Consider the following 24,474-nt stretch of genomic DNA (forward strand, 5'->3'; position numbering starts at 1 on the left):
TCCGGGATCCAGCCGCCGCCGGGCAGGCTTCACTCGGCGTCGAACGCCACCGGCAGGCCGATGAATTCGCCGTAGCGGGCGGCGGCCCGGGCGAGCACGCTCTGGTCGCGCTTGCGCAGGGGACGCAGCGGCGTCAGCGCGAGTGTGGTGCCTTGCCGGCCCAGCGTGCGTTTCCACAGCGCGCCGACGCGTCCGTCGACCACCACGCTCGGACTGACCAGGCCGTTGATGCCGATCACCTGGCGGTTGTGGGCGGCATCCAGCATGGCGCTGCGGTCCTTGTAGCCAACCAGGTATTCGTCGAAGGGAGGCAGCAGGTGGACGCTCTGCGCCGCGGGCGTGGAAGCTTCGGCGGATTCGACGAACCAGTACCGCGCGCCGTCGTGATCCCGTTGCGCCAGCGTCGGTTTCGCGAGTTCCACCGCCGCCTGCGCATCGCGCAGGGTCAGGCCGGACCACCAGGCGAGATCGTGCACGGTCGCCGGGCCATGGCCGCTGAAATAGCGCCGCGCCAGCTCGGCCAGCGCGTCGTCGCGGTCACGCGGTTGCGCGGGGGGCACCCATTCCTCCAGCAACACGAAGGTCGGCTGCTTGCCTTCGCGCGGGCCCTGGCAGATCAGCCCCTCGTGGGCGAGCCGGCCCAGGATATGCAGGCCGCGCGGACCTTCGGTGTCGATCCCGCGTTCGGCCAGCGCCTCGTAGAGCGCGTTCCGGGTCATCCGTCGGCCACCTTCGAGCAGGCGCGTGACCACCTCGGCGCAGCGGCCGGTGGTGCGCGCATCCAGGCCGAAGTCGCGCTCCTGCCGCGCGCGATCGCGGCCGAGCGCGCGGCTGGCCATCAACGCCACCATCCAGCGCGCATCCTCCGGCGCCACCAGGTGCAGCGTCCCGCGCATCGGCCAGGTGCGCACGATGCGGCGATCGGCGATGGCCTGTTCGACATCGGCCTCGCGCGTGCCCGCCGTGCGCAGGCCCACCGCCCACAGCGACCCGTAGTAATCCTGCGCCTGCACCGCCAGCAGGTGGCGGACGGTGGCGGCGGGATCGTCGCCCAGCGGAGCGCTGATGCCCTGCCGGTGGAGGCGTTGCGCGGCAATGCCGGAAGCGCTGTCCATGGTGCTCAGCGCTTGAGCTCGAACACGGCCCTGACGTTCTCCACGTATTCCACCGTGGGTTGTATGTAGCGTCCGGCGGCGGCACTCCCGGTGACGGTGACCGAGTCCAGCGTTTGGCGGCTGTACCTGAACTCCACCTGCGAGGTGACGCTGTCGATGCTGTAGATCGGTCCGAGCGCCGCGCCGAAGGCGCCGGCGGTGTCGTTCGCCTGCCCACGCGCCTGCTGGATCGCCTTGCGCTTGGCCTCGGCGCGGAGTTCGGTGGCGCGCGTGGATTCGAACTCGAGATTACTGAAGCCGGTGGCGCCCGAGGCGAGGCCCGTGTCGATCAAATCGTTGAGCCGATCGATCTGCTTCAGCAGCACGGTCACCTTCCGGCTGGCTTCATAGCCATTGGAAACCCGCCTGCCCGAATCGGTGTAGTCGACATCCTCGGAGGCCTGCAGGCTGCCCGCTTCGATGTCCTCGTCCGCGATGTCGAAGCGGGAAAGCGCTTCCAGCAACCGGTTGACGCCCTGGTCCACGGCTTTCTTGGCCGGCAGCGGCTGCGCGGCGCGGGACTCGAACGCGAAGCTCAGGCGCGCGCTGTCCGGCTTGGTGGTGACCTTGCCTTCGCCCGACACCACGATATGCGGCGCATCGGGAAGCGGCGTGCCGGCGAACGCGGGACCCGCCAGCACGAAAAGCAGGGCGAGAAGAACCTGACGCATGAAATCTCCTTTTCCAGCGAAGTGATGGACCCGTTCTACTTTTCCTTGCGCCAGTTGATCGAGCCACGGCTCTCGATCGTGCTGGATTCGATTTCGATGTCGAAGCCCTTGCGCAGCAGGTACTTCAGGGTGACCGCCGAACCGGAGCCGACCATCGACACGCCGTAGCTGACATACAGCCGCGGCGAGAGGTACTTGCCGACGCCGAACACCGAGCCGCCCAGCGTGCGAGATTCCAGCACCCCGGCATCGTCCAGGCCGATCTTGGCGCCCAGCTGCGAGGCCAGCAGGCCGGCGCCGGCCGACAGCGCCGAGGAGGCGGCGTTGATGCGCTGGCTTTCGTCGCTGCTGGCGCTGTTGAGCGAACGGCCCAGCACCAGGTAGGCCAGCGCCTCGGATTCGGAGGTGGCCGGATCCGACCACACCTTGGCGCGCGGCTGGCTCGCGCGTCCGGTGACGTCGATGCCGGCGGTGACGCCGGCGCTGATCACCTCGCGTTCGGCGCGGATGTTGATGCGCGGATCACTGACCGCATTGTTGCTCCAGGTCAGCTCGCCGCGGGTGATCTTCAGCTTCTGGCCATAGGCTTCGTAACGGCCGTCCACGTCGAGGCGGCCGGTCGCGACCATTTCGCGGCCCAGGCGCGATCGCACCCGCATGTTGCCGCTCAGGGAGCCTTCCAGGCCGTAGCCCTTCAGCGCGACCTGATCGCCGAGGGTGATGCCCAGATCCAGATCCAGCCGCGAGCTCGGGGTGCGTTCCGGATCCGCCGGATCCAGCACCACCACGTCCTCGGAAGCGGATACGCCGTCGTCGAGTTTCTCGACGTCGATGCTGGCCGAAGGCACCGTGACCTCGCCGCGCACCTGGATGGTGTTGTCGGCGAAACCGACCTGCACGTTGGGCGAGGCGATGGCGCGCAGGTCGCTGGTGTCGGACACCAGCACGTTGTCGCCGCGCACGTTGAACTGCAATGGCGTGGTGTCGTTGTTCCAGCCCAGGCTGCCGTCGACCCGCAGCACGCCCTCGCCGGACTTGACGCTGCCGTCGATGCGCGCGCTGCCGTCGGCCAGCGCGACCAGGCGCGCGGTGCCGTCGGTGAGGGTGATGCCGAGCGCGGGCAGTTCGCCGGTGAACTCGGTGAGATCCGCCTCGCCGGTGAGCGCCGGGCGGCCGCGGGTGCCGGCCAGGCCGATGTGGCCGGCCAGTTTGCCGCGCGGACGCACCAGATCCGGCGAGAACAGTTCCAGCCAGAACAGGCGCGAGTTGTGGAAGTACAGATCGCCGCGCAGCGGCGAGAATTCGTCCCAACCGGTGTTGACCGTGGCGTCGACGTAACCGTTGCCCTTGAAGCCGCTGCCCAGGCGGGCCTGGATGCGCTGCGGATTGAAATCGGCGTCGAAGGTGAAGTTGTCGTAGCTGATCAGTTCGCCACGGGCGTTGTTGCCCAGCTTCATGCCGCCTTCCAGCGAGGCCAGATGGACCTTGCCTTCCCAAGCGTTGCCGCGCGGACGCAGGCTGGCGTCGAGCGCGAGGTTGCCGCGCAGGATCAACGGACGGCCGCTGTTCTGCGGCAGCCATGGATGCACCAGCGTCAACGGCAGCGAATCCGAATGCAGGCTCAGGCCCTGGCGCGGCCAGTCGGCTTCGGCGCACAGCGCGCCGCCGTCGTTCGAGGCCAGGCAGGTGCTGGTCAACGTCCAGTTGGCGCCGCGCTGGGCGAAACGGGCCGGCTGCTGCAACTGCCATGCGCTGCCCTTGGACGGCGCGATGCGCAGGGCGTCCAGCGCGCCCTGCCAGTTGTCGCCGCGCCGCTGGGCGCTGCCGGCCAGCGCGATCGCGCCCATCGGATTGCGCGCGTCGCCATCGATCCGCAGATCCTCCACCGCGCCACGCGCATCCAGACGCAGTTGATCCAGCACCATGCCGACGTTGACCGCGCTGGCGCGCACCGCCAGTTCGCCGTTGCCGCTGCGCCAGGGCAGGCGCCCGCGCAGGCTCACGGTGTCGGCGCTCCAGTCGTTCCAGCGCAGCTGGCTGCCACCCAGATCGGCTTCGATGTCCGGCGCGGTGCGCGCGCCGGTGAGCTTGATGGTTCCCTGCAGGGTGCCGCTGCCGGTCGGCAAGAGATCCGCCAGGTGCAGCGGCGACAGCGAGGCGTCCACCGCCAGCCGATCGCCGACCTTGCCCTTGGCCTGCACGCGGCTGCCGCCGAGCGTCATCGCCAGCTGGCCTTCGCCGTCCTCGCCGTGCAGGGCGAACGTGCCGCGCGCGTCCAGCGGCCGGCCGCGCAGGCGGCCCGCGAGTTTCGGCAGGGCCAGGGTGGCATCGAAACCGCCGGCCTCGCGCGCCTGGCCCCGGCTGCTGAATTCGCCGGACAGGTTGCCATCCCAGTCGGCGAGGAAATAGCCGGGATCGAATCCGGCCAGCTTCGCCTTCATGTCCCACTTCAACGCGGGCGTCCACGCCACCTCGCCACCGGCGTCCAGTTGCCCGGTCGGCATCCGTGCGCGCAGCGTCTTCACCGTGGCGCGCTGGTCGTCTCCGGCGGCATCGAACTGCACCTGCGCCTTCTCGCCGGCGCGGATGAAGTCGGCCTTGCCGACCGCCGCCCATTGCTTCAGGTGGCCGGCCACGCCGAGATCGGCGCTGGCGCCGATGGCGGTGTCGGCGCTGTCGCCCCAGCGCAGGCCACGCGCATTGACCGCGAAGCGGAACACCGGGTTGGCCGGGTCCTTGAAATCGGCGCGCCCCCGCAGCGTGGTGATGCCTTCGAACGCGCGCACCACCAGCGGTTCGACCGTCAGCACCTCGTCGGCGATGGCCACCTGCGAAGGATCGATCACCAGCGTGATCTGATCCTGGACGAGGGTGCCCCGCAGGGTCGCCTTGCCGCCCGCGCCGTCGGCCTTCAGATCGAAAGCCAGCGGCAGGGTGTCCTCGGTGACCGCCAGCGCCGCCAGATCCAGCCGCTCGGTCTTGCCGGTGAAATGCCAGGTCGGATTCTCGGCGCCGCGCAGGGTGAGCAGCACCCGCACCGGCGCCGGCGCGTTGCCGGCCAGCGCCATCTCCATCTGGTCGATGTCGCCGCGCGCGACCAGGCCCAGCCGCGCCGGCGCCTTGCCCGCCGGCGCCGGGAACACGCCGGTGACGACCAGGTCGGTGCGATAGCGCTTGCCCGGCGCGTAGCCGCCGTTGGCGTTGAAGCGGCCGCGATCGGTGTCGATGGCGAGTTTCTCGGCCAGGAAATAGCCGTTGCCGATGTCGATGCCGCCGCGTCCGCGATGGATGTCGATCACCGGCTTGCCGGCCTGCGAGATGGCGAAGCCGTCGATGACCAGGGTGTCGGCCTGGATCGCCAGCGGCATCTGGATCTGCGGCAGCGATTCGGGCCAGCGCGGCAGTTCGAATGGCTCGTCGCTTTCCGGCACATCGAGGGTGGCGTTGCGGATTTCCAGCGCGTCCAGGCGCAGACGCTTGCCCAGCAGCGGACGCAGATCCGGATCCAGGTACACGCGCTCGGCGGTGAAGTGGATCTTGTCCCAGCGGAAATCCACGCCGTGCAGGGTCAGCGGGCCGGCCAGCGGTCCTTCCACCTGCTTCCAGGTCAGCGAGGAATTGGCGGGCAGGCGCGCCACCACCTGCGCCAGCAGCACGTCGCGGCCGGCCACGGTCTGCAGCAGCCAGTACAGGCCGAAGCACAGCAGCAGCACCAGCACGCCGGTGCCGATCGCGCTGCGGATGGCCAGCACCCGCATGCGGGCGCGGCGGCGCGCGCGCAGTTCGGCGATGCGCGCCTCGCGTTCTTCCGGGGTGATGTCGTCGGCAGGCCGGCTCACAGGTCGGTTCCGATGTTGAGGTAGATCTGGAACTGCGAATCGGGATCGTTCAGGCCGTGCGCCAGATCCAGCCGCACCGGGCCGATCGGCGAACGCCAGCGGAAGCCGATGCCCACGCCGGTGCTCAGGTCCGGCATGCCGCCGTCGAAGGCGCTGCCGGTGTCGACGAACACCGCGCCGCCCCACGGGCCGCCGCCGGGGTAGTACTCGTACTCGGCGCTGGCGGTGACCACGTTCTTGGCGCCCAATGCGTACTTGCCGATGCGCGGGCCGACCTCGCGCCAGGCGTAGCCGCGGATGCTGCGGTCACCACCGGCGAAGAAGCGCAGCGAGGGCGGCATGCCGACCAGGCTGCTGGTGAAGGTGTGGCCGTATTCGCCGCGGAAGATCAGCGCGCTGTTGCGGCCGTACTCGCGCGACCAGCGCGCGCGGATGTGCGCCTGCAGGAAACTGGCGTCGGAACCGGCGCCTTCCACGCCGCCGCGCAGCAGCACCGAACCGGCCAGCCGATCGGGCCGGTTGGAACCCACCGGCGCATTGAGGTAGTCGGCCTGCAGCGAGGGATAGGTGAAGGTGGCGTAGCGGTATTCGGGCGAATCCAGCTCGTTGCCGTCCTCGTCCTCGTAGTAGGCCCAGCGCTCGCGCAGCGCGTGGATCGAGGCGACCGCGGTCCAGTCCTCGTTGATCTGGCCGCTGCGGCTGCCGATGAATTCGATGTGGCGCAGATCGATGTAGTCGGTCTGCTCGTCGCTGGCCTGCACGGCGAGGGTGTACCAGCCGTCCAGCCACTTGAAGGCGGGAATGCGGTACTGGGTGAGCAGGGTCTTGCGGTTCTGCGCGTAGTCCAGCTGCGTCGACAGCTTGTGCCCGCGCGAATTGAGGTAGCGTCGATCCACGCCCATGCGGATACCGGCGCCGCTCTCGGAACCGTAGCTCACGCCGGCGGTGTAGATGGTCCGCTTGGCGAGGCTGAGGTTGACGTCGATAGGCACGCGTCCGTCCACCGCCTTGTCGGGATTGGCCTGGATGTCGATGTTGCTGAAGTAGTCCAGCCCCACCAGCGATTCGCGCAGGCGATCCAGCTTGCCCTGGTGGAAGTAGCTGCCTTCGTCCCAGTACACCAGCTTGTCCAGCAGGCCGGGCTCGAACTTGGTCTGGTGGAAGGTGGTGGGGCCCATGTCGTAGCGGATGCCGCTGACCCAGGCCAGATCGATGTCGGCGGCATGCTCGGCGCGGGTGACTTCGACGCGGCGCTGGGTGAAGTCGGCGTCGAAATAGCCGCGATCCGCCAGGCGCCGCACGATCTTGAGCTTGCTGGCCTCGTAGGTGGTGTGGTCGAAGATCTCGCCGGTGCGCGGCGCGAACGCGGCCAGGTCTTCCTTCAGGTAGCGATCGCCGCCGCCTTCGCCCTCGATGCTCAGGCTCGAACGCCGCACCCGCACCGGCTCGCCCTTGGACACGCGGATGACCACTTCCACCCGTTCGTTTTCGGCGTCGCCGGTACGGTTGGCCTGCACCTGGACGTCGGCCGAGTAGTAGCCGAAGGGTTCCAGCGCTTCGCGCGCCTGCGCCGCCGCTTCGCCCAGCAGGTATTCCAGCCGCGATTCGCCCAGGCGTTTGCCGATCGTGTCGTTCAGCGACAGGGCGACGTTGATGTTCTCGACCATCGCCTCGTCCTCGATCCCCTCGATGCGGACCTTCTCGATGGTGGCCGCGGCCCAGGCGGAGCCGCTGGCGGCGAGCAGGACGATCAAGGTGGCAAGGGGGGCGGTTCGTCGCATGCGGGCAGGATAACCGGCGAAGGGATTCTGGAGTTAAAGGAACATGAGGGGCGTGTTCGGACCTGGGTGCGATGGTCCGGGCCGATGCTGAATGATGGCGCCGGTCGCGCGGGACGACGGCCGTGAATCAGGAAAGCGCCGCCACGGCGGCTTGCATCGAGCCCGCTCCTGCGCGGCGGGTGATGCCGGCCTCCCCGCGGGCGCGGGGAGGCCATCGGATCAGGTCGAGAGATGTTCGATCGCGGCGACCGCGCGGAAGCGATCGGCCAGGCGCTTGAGCAGGGCCAGCCGGTTGGCGCGGATGGCCGGGTCGTCCGCGTTGACCATCACGTTGTCGAAGAACGCATCGACCTGCGGACGCAGGCGGGCCAGCCGGTTCAGCACGCTGACGTAGTCGTGGTGATGCAGGGCATCGTCGGTGTCGCCGAGCGCGGCTTCCACCGCTTCGGCGAGCGCGCTTTCGGCCGGTTCGCTCAACAGGGCGCGATCCTCCATCGCCGGAATCGCGATGTCGGCCTTCTTCAGGATGTTGTTGATGCGCTTGTTGGCCGCGGCCAGCGCTTCGGCTTCCGGCAGGCTGGCGAAGGTGCCGATGGCGTCCAGGCGGGTGTCGAAGTCGTACAGCGAGGCCGGCTTCAGTTCGGCGACCGCGTTGAAATGCGCGGCGGGCACGCCCTTGTCGGCGTAGTAGCCGCGCAGGCGATCGAGGATGAAGTCGTAGAGCTCGCCCGTGTCGGCCTGCACGCCACGCGCGGCCAACGCGGTGTTGGCATGGGTGAGCAGGGCGGGCAGATCCAGGTTGAAGCCCGATTCGATCACCGTGCGCGCCAGGCCCAGCGCATTGCGGCGCAGGGCGAAGGGATCCTTGTTGCCGGTCGGCTTCAGGCCCGCGGCGAAACCGCCGGCCAGGGTGTCCAGGCGCTCGGCGATGGCCAGCACCTTGCCCAGCGGCGAGAGCGCGATGTCGTCGCCGGCGAAGCGCGGCTGGTAAGCCTCGTCGATGGCCAGCGCGATGTCCTTCGGTTCGCCCGCGGCCACCGCGTAGTGGCGGCCGGCGATGCCCTGCAGTTCCGGAAACTCGTTGACCATGCGCGACTGCAGGTCGTTCTTGGACAGTTGCGCGGCGCGGCGCGCCTCGGCGGGTTCGGCGCCGGCCTGCGGCGCGATCAGCCCGGCCAGCGCGGCCACGCGCGCGACCTTGTCCGCGACGCTGCCCAGCTTGGCCTGGTAGGTGACCGACGTCAGGCCGTCGCCCATCGACAGCAGGCCCTGCTTGAGATCCTCGTCGAAGAAGAATTTGGCGTCGGAGAAGCGCGGGCGGATGACGCGCTCGTAGCCCTTGCGGACTTCGACCACGTTCTGCGACTCGATGTTGGCGATGCCGATGAAGTGCTCGGTCAGCTTGCCGGCGTCGTCCAGCACCGGGAAGAACTTCTGGTTGATCTCCATCGTCTCGATCAGCGCTTCCTGCGGAACCGCCAGGAACGCCGGCTCGAAACCGCACAGCACCGCGGCCGGCCATTCGGTCAGGCAGACCACCTGCTCCAGGTTGTCGTCGGTGACGCGGGCGACGCCGTTGGCGTCACCCGCGGCCTGGTTGACCGCGCCCACGATGCGGCGGCGGCGTTCGTCGGCATCCACCAGCACCCTGGCCGCGCGCAGCGAATCGACGTAGTCGCCCGGCTGGCCGATCCAGACCGGCTTGTCATGCTCGAAGCGATGGCCGCGGCTCATGCGGTCGGCCTTGACGCCCAGCACTTCCGCGTCGACGACGTCCCCGCCCAGCAGCAGCACCAGCCAGTGCACCGGCCGCGCGAACGCGTAGTCGTGATCGCCCCAGCGCATCGGCTTGGGAATGGGCATGCCGGCGATGGCTTCGCGCACGATGTCCGGCAACAGGCTGGCGGTTCTGGCGCCGGGCTTGATCGCGCGATGGACGAAGCGCTCGCCCTTGCCGTCGGTGGTGCGCTCCAGTTGGGTCCAGTCGATGCCGGCCTTGGCGGCGAAGCCCTGCAGCGCCTTGGTCGGTTCGCCGTTGGCGTCCAGCGCGATGTTGAGGTAAGGCCCCAGCACTTCCGACCTCTGTTCCGGCTGCTCCACCGCCACGCCCGGCAGCAGCACGGCCAGGCGGCGCGGCGTGTACAGCGGCTTGGCGTCGCCGCGCTGGAAGTCGACGCCGCGCTTTTCCAGCGCGGCGATCACGCCGTCGAAGAAGGCCTGGGCCAGTCCGGGCAGCGCCTTGACCGGCAGTTCCTCGGTCCCGAGTTCGATCAGCAGGGATTTTTGTTCGCTCATGTCGTGCAACCTGGTGTCTTGCCTGTCCCGCTTGGAAGCGGTGGGTAGGGCACGGGGCTTGCCCCCATCCGCCCTGCGGGCACCTTCCCCCGCGGGCGGGGGAAGGACGCGTGTCATGGGGTCCGGTTTTTCAGTCCGGGGAAGCCGAGCTTCTCGCGCTGCGCGTGGTAGGCCTCGGCGACCGCCTGGGCCAGCTTGCGCACGCGCAGGATGTAGCGCTGGCGCTCGGTCACCGAAATCGCGCGGCGCGCGTCCAGCAGATTGAAACTGTGCGAGGCCTTGCAGACCTGTTCGTAGGCCGGCAGAGGCAGGCCGGCCTCGACCAGCTTCATCGCCTCGGCCTCGCAGGCGTCGAAGCGGTGGAACAGTTCGGCGACGTCGGCGTATTCGAAGTTGTAGGTGCTCTGCTCGACTTCGTTCTGGTGGTAGACGTCGCCGTAGGTGACGATGCCCTGCGGACCTTCGGTCCACACCAGGTCGTAGACGTTGTCGCAGTTCTGCAGGTACATGCACAACCGCTCCAGGCCGTAGGTGATCTCGCCCAGCACCGGCCGGCACTCCAGGCCGCCGGCCTGCTGGAAGTAGGTGAACTGGGTGACCTCCATGCCGTTGAGCCAGACTTCCCAGCCCAGGCCCCAGGCGCCGAGCGTCGGCGATTCCCAGTTGTCCTCGACGAAGCGCAGGTCGTGCACGCGCGGATCGATGCCCAGCGCCTTCAGCGACTCCAGGTACAGCTCCTGGATGTTCTCCGGGTTGGGCTTCATCACCACCTGGTACTGGTAGTAGCGCTGCAGGCGGTTGGGGTTTTCGCCGTAGCGGCCGTCGGTGGGGCGGCGGCTGGGCTGCACGTACGCGGCATTCCACGGCTCCGGACCGAGCGCGCGCAGGAAGGTGGCGGGATGGAAGGTGCCGGCGCCGACTTCCAGGTCCAGTGGCTGGATCAGTACGCAGCCCTGGGCGGCCCAATACTGGTTCAGGGTCTGGATGAGTCCCTGGAAGGTCACGGCGGGGGGCGAAGTGGCGGCCATCGGCTTATCGTGCACTGCGGAAAAGCGGGCTAGTATACGGGGGAAGCCCCCGCCCCACCTTCGTTTGCCCGCCGTGGACGTCTCCGTGAAAGCGCCTTTCCTCATCGTCGAAACCGGCCAGCCGGTGCCTTCGATGCGGCGCTATGGCGGCTTTCCGCACTGGATCCGGGTCGCGGCCGGACTGGAGGCGGACGAGACCGTGGTGAGCAATGTCGAGCGCGGCGACGCGCTGCCGCGGCGCGAGGGATTCGCCGGCGTCATCGTCAGCGGTTCGGCGGCGATGGTCACCGACCGCGCCGACTGGAGCGAGCGCAGCGCCGACTGGCTGCGCGACGCCGCCCACGAGGGCGTGCCGGTGCTGGGCATCTGCTACGGCCACCAGCTGCTGGCGCACGCGTTGGGTGGCGAGGTCGCCTACAACCCGGCCGGACGCGAATCCGGCACGGTGACCATCGATCTGCATCCGCATGCCGAGGGCGACCCCCTGTTCGCCGGGCTCCCGCCCAGTTTCGCCGCCCACGCCACCCACGTGCAGACGGTGCTGCGGGCGCCGGACGGCGCGACCGTGCTGGCCCGTTCCGAACAGGACCAATGCCATGCCTTTCGCTGGCGGGACCGGGCCTGGGGCGTGCAGTTCCATCCGGAATTCGCCACCCACCACATGCGCGGCTACGTGCACGCGCGCGCCGAACACCTGCGCGGCGAGGGTCGCTGCCCCGGCAGCATCGCCCGCAGCGTGACGGCGGCGCCGCAAGCCCGCAAACTATTGCGGCGCTTCGTCGCGCACGCGCGCGGGCTGCAGGCCCGCTGAGCTTTCCTTCCACGGATTACCGATGAGCACGATCAACAAGGTGCCGGCCAGCGCCGGCGCGGAATGGCTGCTGGGCGGATTCGCGCTTCTGCGCAGGGCGCCGGTGGCGCTGGGCATGCTGGCCGTACTGTGGGGCCTGGCCTCGACCCTGCTGATGGTGGTGGCCAGCGCGACCGGCGCGACCGTGCTGCTGTACGCGGCGCAGTTCCTGTTGATCCTGGCCGGGCCGCTGTTCTTCGGCGCGATGATCTGGGCGGCGCGGGAAGTGGACCAGGGCCGGCCGGCGCTGCCCGCGCACCTGCTGCAGCCGATTCGTGACGGCCATGGTCTGGCCTTGCTGCTCACCTTGCTGCCGCAGCTGATCGCCTGCTTCGCGCTGGGCCTGCTGCTGCTGGTGATGATCGGTCCGGATCAGCTCAAGCACCTGGGCGACGTATGGATGCAGATGCAGGCCGTGGCCGCCGAGGGCGGCCAGCCGGATCCGTCGCTGGTGAAGGATCTGCCTGCCGGCCGCCTGCTGCTGTGGCTGCTGCTGGTGGCGGCCACCTTTGTCGGCATCAAGTGGATGACCTTCATCGCCGCGCCGCAGATCCTGTTCTCCGGCACCGGTGCGTTCACCGCGATGCGCAACAGCCTGCGCGCCTGCGTGCACAACTGGACCGCGATGCTGGTGTTCTACCTGCTGGCCGGCATCGCGATTTTCGCGATCACCTTTGGCTCGATGTTGCTGCTGGTGATACTCCAGCTGGTGGCCGGACCGGTGATCGCGGCGCTGTTGTGGCAACTGGTGTTGCTGGCGGTGCTGACGCCGGTGCTGGCGGGCGCGATGTATACCGCGTGGCGGCAGATGATGACGCCGGCGGGCTCGACCGGATCCCCCGTCGCGACGGCCACCACCCACATCGAAGTCTGATTCCGGGACGCCTGCCGCGCCCTCAGGCGCGGTGCCCGGTGCCCAGGTATTCGGCGCTCTGCATCTCGATCAGGCGCGAGGCGGTGCGCTCGAAGGCGCCCTGCAGGCGCTCGCCGGTGTACAGCGCGGTCGGCAGCGCGTCTGCCGTGCAGACCAGGTTGACCTGGCGGTCGTAGATCTCGTCGATGAGGTTGACGAAGCGCCGCGCGGCGTCCTCGTTGAGCCGGTCGAAGCGCGGAATACCGCCCAGCAGCACGGTGTGGAACTCGCGGGCCACCTCGATGTAGTCGGTGGTGCCGCGCGGGCCTTCGCAGATTGCGGCGAAGTCGAACCAGACGATGCCCTTGCCGCGCCCGCGCACCGGAATCCGGCGGTCGTCGATGACGATGTTGCCGTCGCGCGTGGCGCTGCCGGCGCTGAGTTCCTTCCAGCGTTCGCACAGCCAGTCGTCCGATTGCGCGTCCAGCGGGGCGCGGTAGACCGGCGAGCGGGTCAGCGCGCGCAGGCGATAGTCCTCCGCGCCAATCGCGTGGACCTCCACGCAGTATTTCTGCAGCAACGCGATCGCCGGCAGGAAGCTGTCGCGCTGCAGGCCGTCCTTGTAGAGGTTTTCCGGAGCGGTGTTGGAACTGGTCACCAGGGTCACGCCCTCGGCGATCAGGCGTTCCAGCAGGCGCCCGAGCAGCATCGCGTCGCCGATGTCGGTGACGAAGAATTCATCCAGCACCAGCACGCGCAGGCGGTCGCGCCACTCCTGGGCGATCTTCGCCAGCGGGTCGCTCTGGCCGGCGTGCTCGCGCAGGCGCTCATGCACGCCGCGCATGAAACGGTGGAAGTGGGTGCGGTACTTGCCGCCCCCATCGCCACGCGTGCGCGGCGAATCCGGATGGAACGGCTCCAGCGGCAGGCCGTCGTAGAACAGATCGATCAGGAAGGTCTTGCCGCGCCCGACGCCGCCCCACAGGTACAGGCCGCGCACCGGCTCGGGTTTTTTCCAGAAAGTGGACAGCCGATCCAGCCAGCCGTCCTGGTGATCTTCCAGCAGCGCCAGATGGATGCGGTCCAGTTCGCGCAGCGCTTCGTACTGGGCGGGGTCGTCGCGCCAGCGGCCTTCGGCGACGCCGCGCGCGTAGGCCTGCGACGGCGTCGGGGGCACCGGGGTATCGCCGTCGGCCATCATGCCTCCGGCAGCCAGGCCTTCATCGCGTGCTTGATCGCGCCGCGCAGGTCCATCAGCTTGCGGTGGAAGAAATGGCTGGTCTCCGGCATGCGGATCAGTTCCGGCGGATCCTTGAGCGCATCGATCCAGTCGTAGACCGCCTGCGGATCGACGATCTCGTCCTCTTCGCCCTGGATCACCAGCCACGGGCAACTGGGCGGTACGATCGCCGCGAAATCCCAGCGTCCGGCCGGCGGCGCGATCGAAATCAGCGCGTCGGGCCTCAGCGTGTCCGCGCAGCGCAGCGAGACATAGGCGCCGAAGCTGAAGCCGGCCAGCCAGAGCCGCGTCCCCGGGCGTTGCGCCCGCACCCATTCGACCACCGCCTTCAGATCCTCGGACTCGCCATCGCCATGGTCGAAACTGCCGGCCGAGCCGCCGGTGCCGCGGAAGTTGAAACGCACCGTCACCGCGCCCAGCTCGCGCAGGCTGCGCGCGGTCATCACCACCACCTTGTTGTGCATGGTGCCGCCCTCGATGGGCAGCGGATGGCAGACGATGGCGGTCAGCGGCAGCGCGGCGACGTCGCCGTCCGGCCATTCGACGGCGACCTCCAGCGGACCCTCCGGGCCGGGCAGGGTGAGGTTGGCGGTCTGCGGGGGGAAATCGGGGATCGACATGCGCCCATGATAAGCCCTGCGCCTTTCACGACCCGGCCGGAGGCGCGCGCCCGCGGCGCTTGGACCTGCAATGCTGCGTTCGATGTTTCGCCTTGCCGCTGCCATTGTTGCGGCGCACAATGACGGCCTCCTCCGCCCGCGATGCCCGGTTTTCCCGGGATTTCCGCTGCATGCGCCTTCCCCTCGTCGCGCTCGCCGTGAGCGCCTTCGCCATCGGCACCACCGAATTCGTGGTGATGGGCCTGCTGCCGCAGATGGCGCAGGACCTCGATGTCTCGATCCCTTCCGCCGGCATGCTGGTGTCCGGCTACGCGCTGGGCGTGGTGTTCGGCGGCCCGCTGCTGGCGATGGCCACCGCGCGCCTGCCGCGCAAGGCGGTGTTGCTGGTGCTGATGGGCGTGTTCGTGCTCGGCAACCTGCTGTGCGCGCTGGCGCCCAACTACACCACCCTGATGGCCGCGCGCGTGATCGCCGCGCTGGCGCATGGCTCCTTCTTCGGTGCCGGCGCCGTGGTCGCCGGACACATCGCCCCACCCGGCAAGCGCGCACAGGCCATCGCGCTGATGTTCACCGGCCTCACCGTCGCCAACATCCTCGGCGTGCCCGCGGGCACCTGGCTGGGCCAGGCGCTGGGCTGGCGGGCGACCTTCTGGGCCGTGGTGGGACTGGGCGTCGCGGCGCTGATCGCCATCGCCCGCTACGTGCCGGTGCTGCACGATCTGGCACCGCCGCGGCTGGGCCGGGAACTGCGCGTGCTGCGCGAGCCGCAGGTGCTGCTGGCGCTGGGCATGACCGTGTTCGGCTTCGGTGGTGTGTTCGCGGTGTTCACCTACATCGTGCCGATTCTCACCGATGAGGCCGGCGTGGCGAGCCATTCGGTGGGCGCGGTGCTGGTGCTGTTCGGGCTGGGCGCGACCCTGGGCACGCTGCTCGGCGGCCGCCTGGCCGACTGGAAACTGATGCGCGCGCTGACCCTCGCGTTGTCGGCATTGTGCGTGTTCTTCCTGCTGTTCGCCGCCGGCATGCATCTGAAGCCGTTCGCCATCGCCGGCGTGTTCCTGATCGGGTTCATCGGCTTCATCGGCGGTCCGGGCCTGCAGGCGCGCTCGGTGCAGCAGGCCAGGGACGCGCCGCTGCTGGCGTCCACCCTCAACCAGAGCGCCTTCAACCTGGGCAACGCCGGCGGCGCCTGGATCGGCGCGAGCCTGTTGGCCCACGGCGCGGCCTATCCGATGCTGGGCGTGGCGGCGGCGATGGTGACCGCCACCGGGTTGGGGTTGACGGTGTTCAGCGGCCTGTTGGAACAGCGCGCGCGCACCGCATTGGTCTGCGAAGGGGAAGGCAGCGGCGCCTAAGATTGGCCGATGGCGCGCCGACACCCCCGTCCATTGCGACGCGCGACATCGCGGACGCGGCGATACGACTCTTGACGTGAGACTGGGATCTTTCGATGTCCCGAGCGCGACGGTCAGCGCGCGGCCGTTATAGTCCGCGGCTTCGATCCGCGAGCCATCGCAGCACCTCGTGTCATTTTCATTGAAACCTCGTCCGGCCGGAGCCATGCGCGTCCTGCTGTTCCTGTTGGCGATGACGACATCGGTCACGCTGCCGGCGGCCGATTCCACCCTGGCATCGGGGCCGGAAGATTCCGTCGAAGTCGGACAACGCGCGCACGACAGCCTGGGCGCATGGCAGAAGGCCTGGGAAGATGCCATGGACCAGAAGGCCATGGCGCTGGCCGCGCGCGGAGATTCGCGCAGCCTGCTGATGGCGGTTGCGCTCGCCAGAATTCCACCTTTCGATGCCACCGACCCAACCTGGAGCAGGCTGGGCGGATGGCTGGATGCCGCGCGCATCGCCGCGCCTGACGATGCCCGGGTGGACTGGATGGCGCTCTTGCTGTGCCACCACGAAGCGCGCGACGCGTGCTCGATCGACACCGCCGGCCGGGCGTTGAAACGGCGTGATCCGGACAATGCCGCGGTTCCGCTCGCGCTCCTGCGATGGGAAGAGGACGAGCGGGCCAGCCGCGCGCTCCTGCATGAAGCCGCGATGGCCCAAGGCTATGAAAGCCCCGTTCCGGAACTGGCTGTCCTGATCAAGGAGGCCATCGCACAGATCGAACCACCGCGGATGACGCCGCGGCTCCGGAGCATGATGGAAACATGGGCCTGGCCGGTTTCCGATGAGGTGCTGCGATACAACCAGTCCATGCAGATCCTGACCACGTACACCTGGCATCTGCCGGCCGCGGCGTATGCGATGTGCGGGCTGGCTACCGAGGAAACACCGGAGGAACGACGCGATGACTGCCGCCGGATCATGGTCATGCTGGCGGCGGACGACGCGTCATTGCTGGTGACCCTGTTCGGCACGATGGGTGCGGTCCGGTTGCCGACCGGGGAAGCAGATGGCGCCGCATGGCGAGAACGGCTCCGTGACCGGTTCTGGTTGATGGAGCGGGCCGCCTGGGACAAAAATTCCGGAACCGGTCTGCCCGACGATATCGCCATCATCATCGAGCGGGAGCCGGCCGTGTTGCGGGAACGTCTGCGTTCGCAGGGCATGTCGTTGTCGCCCCCGGATGGCTGGTTGCCCGCGGATCCCCGGCGCCGGGATCTGGTCACGACCGGTCACGCCGAAGCGGCGGCGTGGATGCGCGAGCCACTGCCATAGCCCGCGACCGGTACCGGCAGTGTTTCAGTCCGCCGGCACCGTACGTTCGCGCGCCCATTCGCGCAGCGCGCCGACCTGTTCGGCCATCAGCACCGACAGCGGCCGGGTGTTGCGGATTTCCTCCATCAGCAATGCCGTGTCCAGCGCGCGCTGCTCGCCATGTGCGGTGTACAGCGCCGAGACGATGGCCTGCTCCAGTTCCGCGCCGGAAAACCCGTCGGATGCCGCGGCCAGCGCCGGCAGTTGCAGTTCCTCGACCGGCAGCCGGCGGCGGGCCAGGTGCACGCGCAGGATCTCCACGCGGGTGTCGGCGTCGGGCAGGTCGACGAAGAAGATTTCGTCGAAGCGGCCCTTGCGCAGCAGTTCGGCCGGCAATTCCTGGACCTGGTTGGCGGTGGCGACCAGGAACACCGGCGCCTTGCGTTCGGCCATCCAGGTCAGCAGGTAGCCGAGCACGCGGCGCGAGACGCCGCCGTCCTCGCCGCCACTGGCCAGGCCCTTCTCGATCTCGTCGATCCACAGCACGCAAGGCGCCAACTGCTCGGCCGAGGCCAGCACGGCGCGCAGGTTCTTCTCGGTCTCGCCGTGGTACTTGTCGTACAGGGTGCCGAAGTCCAGCCGCAGCAGCGGCACGCCGAAACCGGCGGCGGTGGCCTTGGCCAGCATCGATTTGCCGCAGCCCTGCACGCCCAGCAGCAGTACGCCACGCGGCGGATCCAGGCCCGGCGGCGCGTTGCCGGCGAACACCGCGCGGCGCTGCTCGATCCAGCGCTTCAGCCGGCGCGCGCCGGCCACGTCGGCGAAGCGGGCGGTGTCGTATTCATAGTGCAGGTGGCCGCTGCGGTTCAGCAGTTCGAACTTGAGCCGGGTCAGCTGGGGCAGGTCGTCGGCGTTGAGCGCGCCGTCGGCATGGATCAGCTGGCGGGCGATGCGGCGGGCGTCGGACAGGCTCAGGCCCTGCAGGTTGCGCAGGATCTGGCGGGCCGCGTCGCCGTCCACGACCACCCGCCGCCCGCCGTTCTCGCGGGCATAGCTGTCGGCCTCCTCGTGCAGCATCTTCTGCAGGGCGGTGGCGTCGGGCAGGCGCGGGCTGAACCGCACCGCCATCGACTCCAGCTCCGGCGGCAGTTCCACCTTGTGGCCGATCAGCACGATCACGTGCGGCAGGCAGTGGCGGCGCTGGATCAGGTCGCGCAGCGCGCGCTGGCTGCTGGCGTAGCCCAGGTAAGGGTGGAAATCCAGCAGCAGGTAGATGCCGCGCTGGGTGGCCTGGCGCATCGCCTGGAGGGCGGCGCTGGCGTCGGGCGGACCTTCCGGTTCGTCCTCCCGGTCCATGTCGATGCGGCGCAGGCCCTCGGTGATCGTCCACCGGTACAGGGCGCGCCATACCTGCGAGAGGGTCTGGCGGAACAGATCGACCGCGCGGGCCTCGTCCTGGGTTTCGATCACGATCAGCGGGGTGTTGGCCCGGATCAGCGCGGTCAAATCCTGCAGTTCGTTCATGAAAGCCGTCGTTCCCTCGGGGAGCGAAAGATAGCAAAGCGATTCACGCCGCGTGGACACACCCGGCGATTCCCGCCCGCCGGCCGCCGGTGTACCCTGCGGCTTCCCGGGCAACGAGGTGAGCGCATGAAGACGATTCTGGTCGCCAGCTCCAAGGGTGGCGCAGGCAAGAGCACCATCGCGACGAACCTGGCGGCGAGCTTCGCCCTCGACGGCAAGCGCACGGTGCTGGTGGACGCGGACCCGCAGGGATCCTCGACCCGCTGGGCCGAGCGTCGGGCGGAACTGGACAGCGCGGTGCTGCCGGTGGACGGGACCGGCCGGCGCGCCTGGCGCGACGCGGTGCCCGACGACGCCGACCGGGTGGTGATCGACGCGGCGGCCGGCGCGATGGCCGCCGACCTGGAATCGTTCCTGGACAAGGCCGACGCGGTGGTGGTGCCGGTGCTGCCGTCGGCGCTGGACATCGAGGCCACGGTCGGCTTCCTCAACACCCTGGCCAAGGTGCCGCGGGTGCACAAGCGCAAGCTGCCGGTCGGCCTGGTGGTCAACCGCAGCAAGCCCTGGACCAACGCTTCGCAGCAGGCGGTGGAAATGCTCGGCACCTGGCCTTATCCGGTGGTCGCGCAGCTGCGCGACACCCAGGCCTACGTGGTGCTGGCGGGGCTGGGCCGCAGCCTGTTCGATTACCGTTCGGCCCAGGTACGCGATCATCAATCCGATTGGGATCCGCTGATGAAGTGGATCAAGAAAGCCTGACCAGGAAGGAGTCCCCGCCCCGATGCGCCAATTGATCCTGCTGCGCCATGCGCACGCCGAGCCCGCCACCGCCGGGCAGTCCGACTTCGATCGGCCGCTTTCCCCGCAGGGCCTGGCGGAGGCCGAGGCGGCCGCCCGCTGGCTCGCCGAGCACGGGCTGGTCCCGGATCGGGTGCTGTGCTCGCCCGCGCGGCGGGCGCGGGAAACCCTCGAAGCGGTGCTCGCAGCCATCGGCTACGTCGAGCAGCGGCTCGAGGATGGCATCTACGAGGCGACCGCCGGCACGCTCGCCGAACTGGCCGACAACCATCGCGAGGTGGAACGGCTGATGCTGGTCGGCCACAACCCCGGCTTCGAGCACCTGGCGGCGCTGATGCACAGCGGCCAGTCCGGTGACTATCGCGGCATGCCGACCGCGGCGGTGGTGGTCCTGGCCCTGCCCGCCGAAGCCAGCATCGAACCCGGCGTCGCCACCCTGTCCTCGTTCTGGTGGCCATGACGCTTTTGACTGAAAGAAGTTGGCTGGGCGCTGTTCTGGGACTCGGCCTGTTGTGCGCCTGGCCGGTCCGGGCGGGAGGAGACAAGGGGTTCGATCCGGCGCATACGCGACTGGGTTTCGAACTGCGCACGCGTTGGGGCCAGCGCCTGGAGGGCCTGTTCCCGCAATACGAGGGGCAGGTGCGGGTGCTGGAGGACGGCCGCCAGCAGGTCCATCTGCGCATGTATACCCGCAGCGTCGAGATCGTCGGCTATCCGCGCTACACCGAATGGGCGCGCAGCGCGAAGTTCTTCGAGGCCGACCGCTATCCGGTGGTCACCTTCATCTCCAAGCCCTACGCGCCGCATCTGCTGCGCGAGGGCGGCCTGCTGGAAGGCGATCTGAGCATCCGCGGCATCAGCCGGCCGCGCAGCCTGGAGGTGGCGCCGGCCACCTGCGCGCGCCCGGCGGTGGACTGCGACGTGGTGGCCACCGGCGCGGTGCGCCGCAGCGACTACGACATGGATGACTGGAAACTGGCGGTGAACGATCGCGTGGTGTTCGTGCTGCGCGCGCGGGTCAGGGACGGAGCCCCGCATTGAACCTGACCCTGCTACGCAATGCCGCGCGCAGCGCGGCGATACTGTTGTCGCTGGCATGTACCGCGTGCGCGGGACTGAGCGAGGCCCAGCGCGACCGCGCGGCCGGAATCGCCGCCGCCGCGCGCTCGGAAGTCGTGGACTGCCGGCAGGCCGATGCCTGCGCGCTGCCTTCGCCGCTGCATGACTTGGGCCCGCGCGCGCTGTCCGCCTCCACCCCGCAGGCGCCGAAGCACTACGCGCTGATCCTGGATCGCGGCGAGGACTCGCTGCTGGCGCGGCTCAACCTGATCCGCAGCGCCCATCGCAGCATCGATCTGCAGACCTACATCTTCGACAAGGACGACAGTGCCCGCCTCGTGCTTGACGAACTGGTGGCGGCGGCGCGGCGCGGGGTGCGGGTCCGGCTGCTGATCGACCAGCTCTCGGCGATTGCGGATCTGCGGATCCTCGGCGCGCTTTCCGGCGCCCACCAGAACTTCGCCATCCGCATCTACAACCCCAGTTTCGGCAAGGCCAAGCTCAATTACTTCGACTACGCCGGCAGCGTGCTGTGCTGTTTCCGCCGCTTCAACCAGCGCATGCACACCAAGCTGCTGCTGGTGGACGAGGAAATCGGCATCACCGGCGGGCGCAACTACCAGGACGACTATTACGACTGGGACGCCGAATACAACTTCCGCGATCGCGACGTGCTGGTCGCCGGGCCGGCGGCGCGCGAGATGGCGCGCAACTTCCAGGTGTTCTGGGACGCGCGCCGGAGCATTCCGGCCGAGCGCCTCAACGATGTCGGTCGCACCCTGCTGCGTGGCGGCGTGCCCGAGATGCCGCCGGCGCGTTTCCTGCGGCCGGAACGGGTGGCGGCGATGGCGGAGGATGCGGGGGATCCCGCGCTCATCCAGGAGCGCCTGGTGGAACCGGCGCTGCCGGTCGGCGAGGTCAAGTACGTCGCCGACCTGCCGCAGAAACATCGTCGCGAACATGGCAACGAGGCCGCGCCCTCCGCGCCGGAGCTGGAGACCCTGATCGGCAACGCCAGCCAGGAGGTGCTGCTGCAGACGCCCTACCTGGTGATGTCCAAGCAGGCCCAGGAGATGTTCCGGTCGATGCGCAAGCGGCAGCCGCCGCCGAAGGTGATCGTGTCCACCAACAGCCTGGCGGCGACCGACAATCCGGTCGTCTATTCGATGTCGTTCAAGTACAAGCGCCGCTACCTGCGCGAGTTCGGTTTCGAGATCCACGAGTTCAAGCCGTTCCCGGAAGACGCGCCGGTGGACTACGCCACCCTGATGCCGGAAGGGCCGCCGGTGGCGCCGGCCGATGCTTCCAGCCGCCGGCGCGGACCCTCGGGTTCGATCGGGCCGGCATCGTCCTCGGCGGGGAGCAGGCGCGAGGCCGAGGGTGAAACCACCCGCAAGCTGCAGCGCACCGAGGCGCGGCCGTCATTCCTCAGCAGCGGCGCGGCGACCGGGCCGGTGCCGCTCAAGCGCGCCGGCGTGCGCATGGGCCTGCACGCCAAGTCGATGGTCATCGACGGCCGCATCGGCGTGATCGGTACGCACAACTTCGATCCCCGTTCGGAGACCTACAACACCGAGAGCGTGGTGATCATCGAGGACGAGACGTTCGCGCGCGCGCTGGCCGACAGCATCCGCCGCGACATGAAGCCCGAGAACGCCTGGGTGGTGGCGCGCAAGGTCAAGCCGCCGGTGTTCTCGGGCCTGGACTACAGCCTGGGCAAGGTGTCCGAGGCGCTGCCGCTGTTCGATCTGTGGCCCTGGCGCTACGCCACCAGCTACGAGTTCGTGCCGGGGCCGGAGTGTCCGGAACCGCTGTCGCCCGGCGATCCGCGCTTCCACCAGTGCTATCGCTCGGTGGGCGACTTCCCGGAGGTCAACGTCGGCCCGAAATGGCTCTATACCCGCATCCTGACCGCGTTCGGGGCCGGCCTGGTGCCCATTCTCTAGGGCCCGGCGGAATCCGGCCGGGCTCGCCTAAACTGCTGTTCCCCTCTCACAGGACACCGCCATGGCCTTTCGCCAGCCCGTCGATCTCGATGCCATCAACGCCCATGCGCGCAACAGCCTGGTCGGTCACCTGGGCATCGTGCTGACCGAAGCCGGCGAGGATTGGCTGCGCGGGACCATGCCGGTGGACGCGCGCACCCACCAGCCGTTCGGCATCCTGCATGGCGGCGCGTCGGTGGCGCTGGCCGAGACCCTGGGCAGCATGGCCGGCAATCTCAGCCTGGATACGACCCGGGAAATGGTGGTCGGGCTGGAAATCAACGCCAACCACGTGCGCGCCGTGCGCGAGGGCGTGGTCACCGGCACCGCGCGCGCGCTGCACGTGGGCCGCAGCACCCAGGTCTGGGAAATCCGCATCGAGAACGAGGCCGGCAAGCTCGTCTGCGTCTCGCGGATCACCCTGGCGGTGGTGCCCGTGGCAGGTCCGGCGGCCTGACCGCGGGCCGGGCCGGCGGTCGCGGCGCACCGGCTCCGTTTCGCTGAACGCGGGCATCCGGTATCGTGGGCGGATGAGCCTGACCCCCACTCCTGCCGCCGGACGCGGCGGTGTGGCGCGTGCGTTCCGCTACCTGTACCGCGTGCCGCTGCTGCTGATCCACCTGCTGGTCCTACTGCCGCTGACCCTGCTGTCGATGGTGCCGCTCTGGGCTGGCCTGGACGTGGGCGGCGAGCGGCTGGAGCATCGCGTCGTCCGCGCCTGGTCGGCCGGGCTGATGCGCATCTTCGGGTTCCGCCTGCATCGCGAAGGCACGCCGCTGGCGGGCGCGACCCTGTTCGTCGCCAACCACGTCAGCTGGATCGACATCGAGATGCTGCACAGCCAGCGCATGATGGGTTTCGTGGCCAAGCGCGAAATCCGCGGCTGGCCGGTGGTGGGCTGGCTGGCCGAACGCGGCGAGACCATCTTCCACCAGCGCGGCAGCCAGGAATCGCTGGGCGGCGTCCTGCACGAAATGCTGCTGCGCCTGCGCGCGGGTCGTTCGGTGGGCGTGTTCCCCGAGGGCCGCACGCGCGACGGCCGGGAAGTCGGTCCGTTCCATGCGCGCATCTTCCTGGCCGCGGTCGAAGCCGAGGTACCGGTGCAGCCGGTGGCGCTGCGCTACGGCGCGCACGCCAGCGCGCAGACGGTGGTGGCGTTCGCGCCGCGCGAGAGTTTCTTCGCCAATTTCCTGCGCCTGCTGGGCGAACCGTCGCGCGAAGCGGCGATCTGTTTCCTGGAACCGATCCGGGTGACCGACATGGAAGGGCGGCGGCGCATCGCCGATCTCGCCCGCGAGCGCATCATCGCGGCGATGCGGTAAGCTCGGTCGCTTCGGCGCGGGTGAGGGGCCCGCCCACGACAACTCGAAGGGGAGACCATGGCAACACGTTGGTGGAAGGCAACGGGTCTGGTGCTTTTTGGCGTGGCGGCGACCGCCATCGCGGTGGCGGAGGGGCCACCACGGACCCCTTCGACATCCCCATCGCCGGCCATCGCGGCCGCGCCCGTCTCCGATGACATCCCGCTGACCGCGCCCGACGCCGCCGCGGTCAGCGTGCCCAGTTCGCCGCAGGCCTGGGGTGGCCCGCGCACCGGAATGGAACCCACGCTGTCCGACCGCGTGGTCGATTACAGGATCCAGGTCAGCCTGGATCCGGACAAGCACACGCTCAAGGGCAAGCAGCAACTGACCTGGCGCAACCGCAGCGATCGTCCGGTCCGCTCGGTCTATCTGCATCTGTATCTCAACGCCTTCCGCAACGAAGGCAGCACCTTCTTCCACGAGCAGCGCAACTTCGGCTTCGATTTCCGCTCCGACGTGGCGATGAAGGACGGCGAATGGGGCTGGATCGACATGACCCGGGTCATGCAGGCCGGCGCATCGGTACCGCAGATCTTCGTGCAGCCGGACAACGGTCCGTCCACCGACATGACCGTGGTGCGGCTGGATCTGCCGCAGGCGGTGGCGCCGGGCGGCAGCACCACCCTGGACATCGACTTCGACGCGCAGCTGCCGCGGGTGATCGCGCGCACCGGCTACTTCGGCAGCTTCCACCTGATCGCGCAGTGGTTCCCGAAGATCGGCGTGCTGGAACTGCCGGGCGAGCGCGGCGCCACCAC

The 24,474-nt window shown here is 69.2% G+C and carries 19 protein-coding genes and 1 pseudogene; 11 read left to right on the top strand and 9 right to left on the bottom strand.

Going from position 1 to position 24,474, the window contains the following annotated elements:
* Positions 1–29: 29 nt before the first annotated feature.
* From ACTHN1_RS12260 to glyQ, 6 genes are all read right to left on the bottom strand, one after another.
* Entirely contained in the window at positions 30–1,115 is a 1,086-nt protein-coding gene (locus tag ACTHN1_RS12260; RefSeq protein ID WP_440471219.1) for a winged helix DNA-binding domain-containing protein, read from the bottom strand.
* Positions 1,116–1,120: 5 nt separating this feature from the next.
* On the bottom strand, positions 1,121–1,825 hold the full coding sequence (locus tag ACTHN1_RS12265; protein ID WP_440471220.1) for an SIMPL domain-containing protein: 705 nt from the start codon (positions 1,823–1,825) through the stop codon (positions 1,121–1,123).
* Positions 1,826–1,860: 35 nt separating this feature from the next.
* The gene (locus ACTHN1_RS12270; protein WP_440471241.1) at positions 1,861–5,583 is read right to left on the bottom strand and encodes a translocation/assembly module TamB domain-containing protein; all 3,723 of its coding nucleotides are present in this window, start codon (positions 5,581–5,583) and stop codon (positions 1,861–1,863) included.
* A 77-nt stretch (positions 5,584–5,660) separates the two neighbouring features.
* Positions 5,661–7,445 (bottom strand): autotransporter assembly complex protein TamA, encoded by a 1,785-nt coding sequence (locus ACTHN1_RS12275; RefSeq protein ID WP_440471221.1) that lies wholly within the window; start codon positions 7,443–7,445, stop codon positions 5,661–5,663.
* Between the two features lie 219 nt (positions 7,446–7,664).
* Entirely contained in the window at positions 7,665–9,740 is a 2,076-nt protein-coding gene (gene glyS / locus ACTHN1_RS12280) for a glycine--tRNA ligase subunit beta (protein WP_440471222.1), read from the bottom strand.
* 113 nt (positions 9,741–9,853) lie between these two features.
* Positions 9,854–10,768, bottom strand: coding sequence for a glycine--tRNA ligase subunit alpha (glyQ, locus tag ACTHN1_RS12285; protein ID WP_440471223.1), 915 nt, complete (start codon positions 10,766–10,768; stop codon positions 9,854–9,856).
* Positions 10,769–10,853: 85 nt separating this feature from the next.
* On the opposite strand from glyQ, the gene ACTHN1_RS12290 reads away from it, so the two are divergent.
* A complete protein-coding gene (locus ACTHN1_RS12290; RefSeq protein ID WP_440471224.1) occupies positions 10,854–11,579 on the top strand; it encodes a glutamine amidotransferase in 726 nt (241 codons plus the stop codon).
* A gap of 22 nt (positions 11,580–11,601) precedes the next feature.
* Complete coding sequence (locus ACTHN1_RS12295) at positions 11,602–12,492, top strand: BPSS1780 family membrane protein (protein WP_440471225.1); 891 nt, start codon at positions 11,602–11,604, stop codon at positions 12,490–12,492.
* Positions 12,493–12,514: 22 nt separating this feature from the next.
* Here the strand turns inward: ACTHN1_RS12295 and zapE are convergent, their stop codons facing one another.
* Positions 12,515–13,669 carry a cell division protein ZapE gene (zapE, locus tag ACTHN1_RS12300; RefSeq protein ID WP_440471226.1) on the bottom strand — a complete coding sequence of 385 codons (1,155 nt, stop codon included), beginning with the start codon at positions 13,667–13,669 and terminating at the stop codon, positions 12,515–12,517.
* Positions 13,669–14,331, bottom strand: coding sequence for an alpha/beta hydrolase (locus ACTHN1_RS12305; RefSeq protein ID WP_440471227.1), 663 nt, complete (start codon positions 14,329–14,331; stop codon positions 13,669–13,671). The genes zapE and ACTHN1_RS12305 overlap by 1 nt, the downstream gene beginning before the upstream one ends.
* A 170-nt stretch (positions 14,332–14,501) precedes the next feature.
* Here ACTHN1_RS12305 and ACTHN1_RS12310 point away from each other — a divergent pair, with 170 nt between their 5' ends.
* Positions 14,502–15,686, top strand: coding sequence for an MFS transporter (locus ACTHN1_RS12310; RefSeq protein ID WP_440471228.1), 1,185 nt, complete (start codon positions 14,502–14,504; stop codon positions 15,684–15,686).
* A 205-nt stretch (positions 15,687–15,891) separates the two neighbouring features.
* The gene (locus ACTHN1_RS12315) at positions 15,892–17,007 is read left to right on the top strand and encodes a hypothetical protein (RefSeq protein WP_440471229.1); all 1,116 of its coding nucleotides are present in this window, start codon (positions 15,892–15,894) and stop codon (positions 17,005–17,007) included.
* A 24-nt stretch (positions 17,008–17,031) separates the two neighbouring features.
* On the opposite strand, the gene ACTHN1_RS12320 is transcribed toward ACTHN1_RS12315, so the two are convergent.
* Positions 17,032–18,510 carry an AAA family ATPase gene (locus ACTHN1_RS12320; RefSeq protein WP_440471230.1) on the bottom strand — a complete coding sequence of 493 codons (1,479 nt, stop codon included), beginning with the start codon at positions 18,508–18,510 and terminating at the stop codon, positions 17,032–17,034.
* Positions 18,511–18,636: 126 nt separating this feature from the next.
* Between ACTHN1_RS12320 and ACTHN1_RS12325 the strand changes: the two genes are divergently transcribed.
* The 7 genes and pseudogenes from ACTHN1_RS12325 to ACTHN1_RS12355 form a co-directional block, all read left to right on the top strand.
* Positions 18,637–19,269: a nucleotide-binding protein gene (locus ACTHN1_RS12325; RefSeq protein WP_440471231.1), complete on the top strand. Its 633-nt coding sequence runs from the start codon at positions 18,637–18,639 to the stop codon at positions 19,267–19,269.
* A gap of 22 nt (positions 19,270–19,291) precedes the next feature.
* Positions 19,292–19,768: a SixA phosphatase family protein gene (locus ACTHN1_RS12330; protein ID WP_440471232.1), complete on the top strand. Its 477-nt coding sequence runs from the start codon at positions 19,292–19,294 to the stop codon at positions 19,766–19,768.
* A complete protein-coding gene (locus ACTHN1_RS12335; protein ID WP_440471233.1) occupies positions 19,765–20,349 on the top strand; it encodes a YceI family protein in 585 nt (194 codons plus the stop codon). The genes ACTHN1_RS12330 and ACTHN1_RS12335 overlap by 4 nt, the downstream gene beginning before the upstream one ends.
* Positions 20,350–20,351: 2 nt before the next feature.
* Positions 20,352–22,313, top strand: coding sequence for a phospholipase D family protein (locus ACTHN1_RS12340; RefSeq protein WP_440471242.1), 1,962 nt, complete (start codon positions 20,352–20,354; stop codon positions 22,311–22,313).
* A 61-nt stretch (positions 22,314–22,374) separates the two neighbouring features.
* Entirely contained in the window at positions 22,375–22,809 is a 435-nt protein-coding gene (locus tag ACTHN1_RS12345; RefSeq protein ID WP_440471234.1) for a hotdog fold thioesterase, read from the top strand.
* 73 nt (positions 22,810–22,882) lie between these two features.
* Positions 22,883–23,674, top strand: a complete 792-nt coding sequence (locus tag ACTHN1_RS12350; RefSeq protein WP_440471235.1) for a lysophospholipid acyltransferase family protein — start codon at positions 22,883–22,885, stop codon at positions 23,672–23,674.
* A 57-nt stretch (positions 23,675–23,731) separates the two neighbouring features.
* Positions 23,732–24,474: pseudogene (locus ACTHN1_RS12355) on the top strand (M1 family metallopeptidase); the annotation flags it as partial.

Source organism: Pseudoxanthomonas sp., from assembly GCF_051953815.1.
Classification (GTDB): domain Bacteria; phylum Pseudomonadota; class Gammaproteobacteria; order Xanthomonadales; family Xanthomonadaceae; genus Pseudoxanthomonas_A.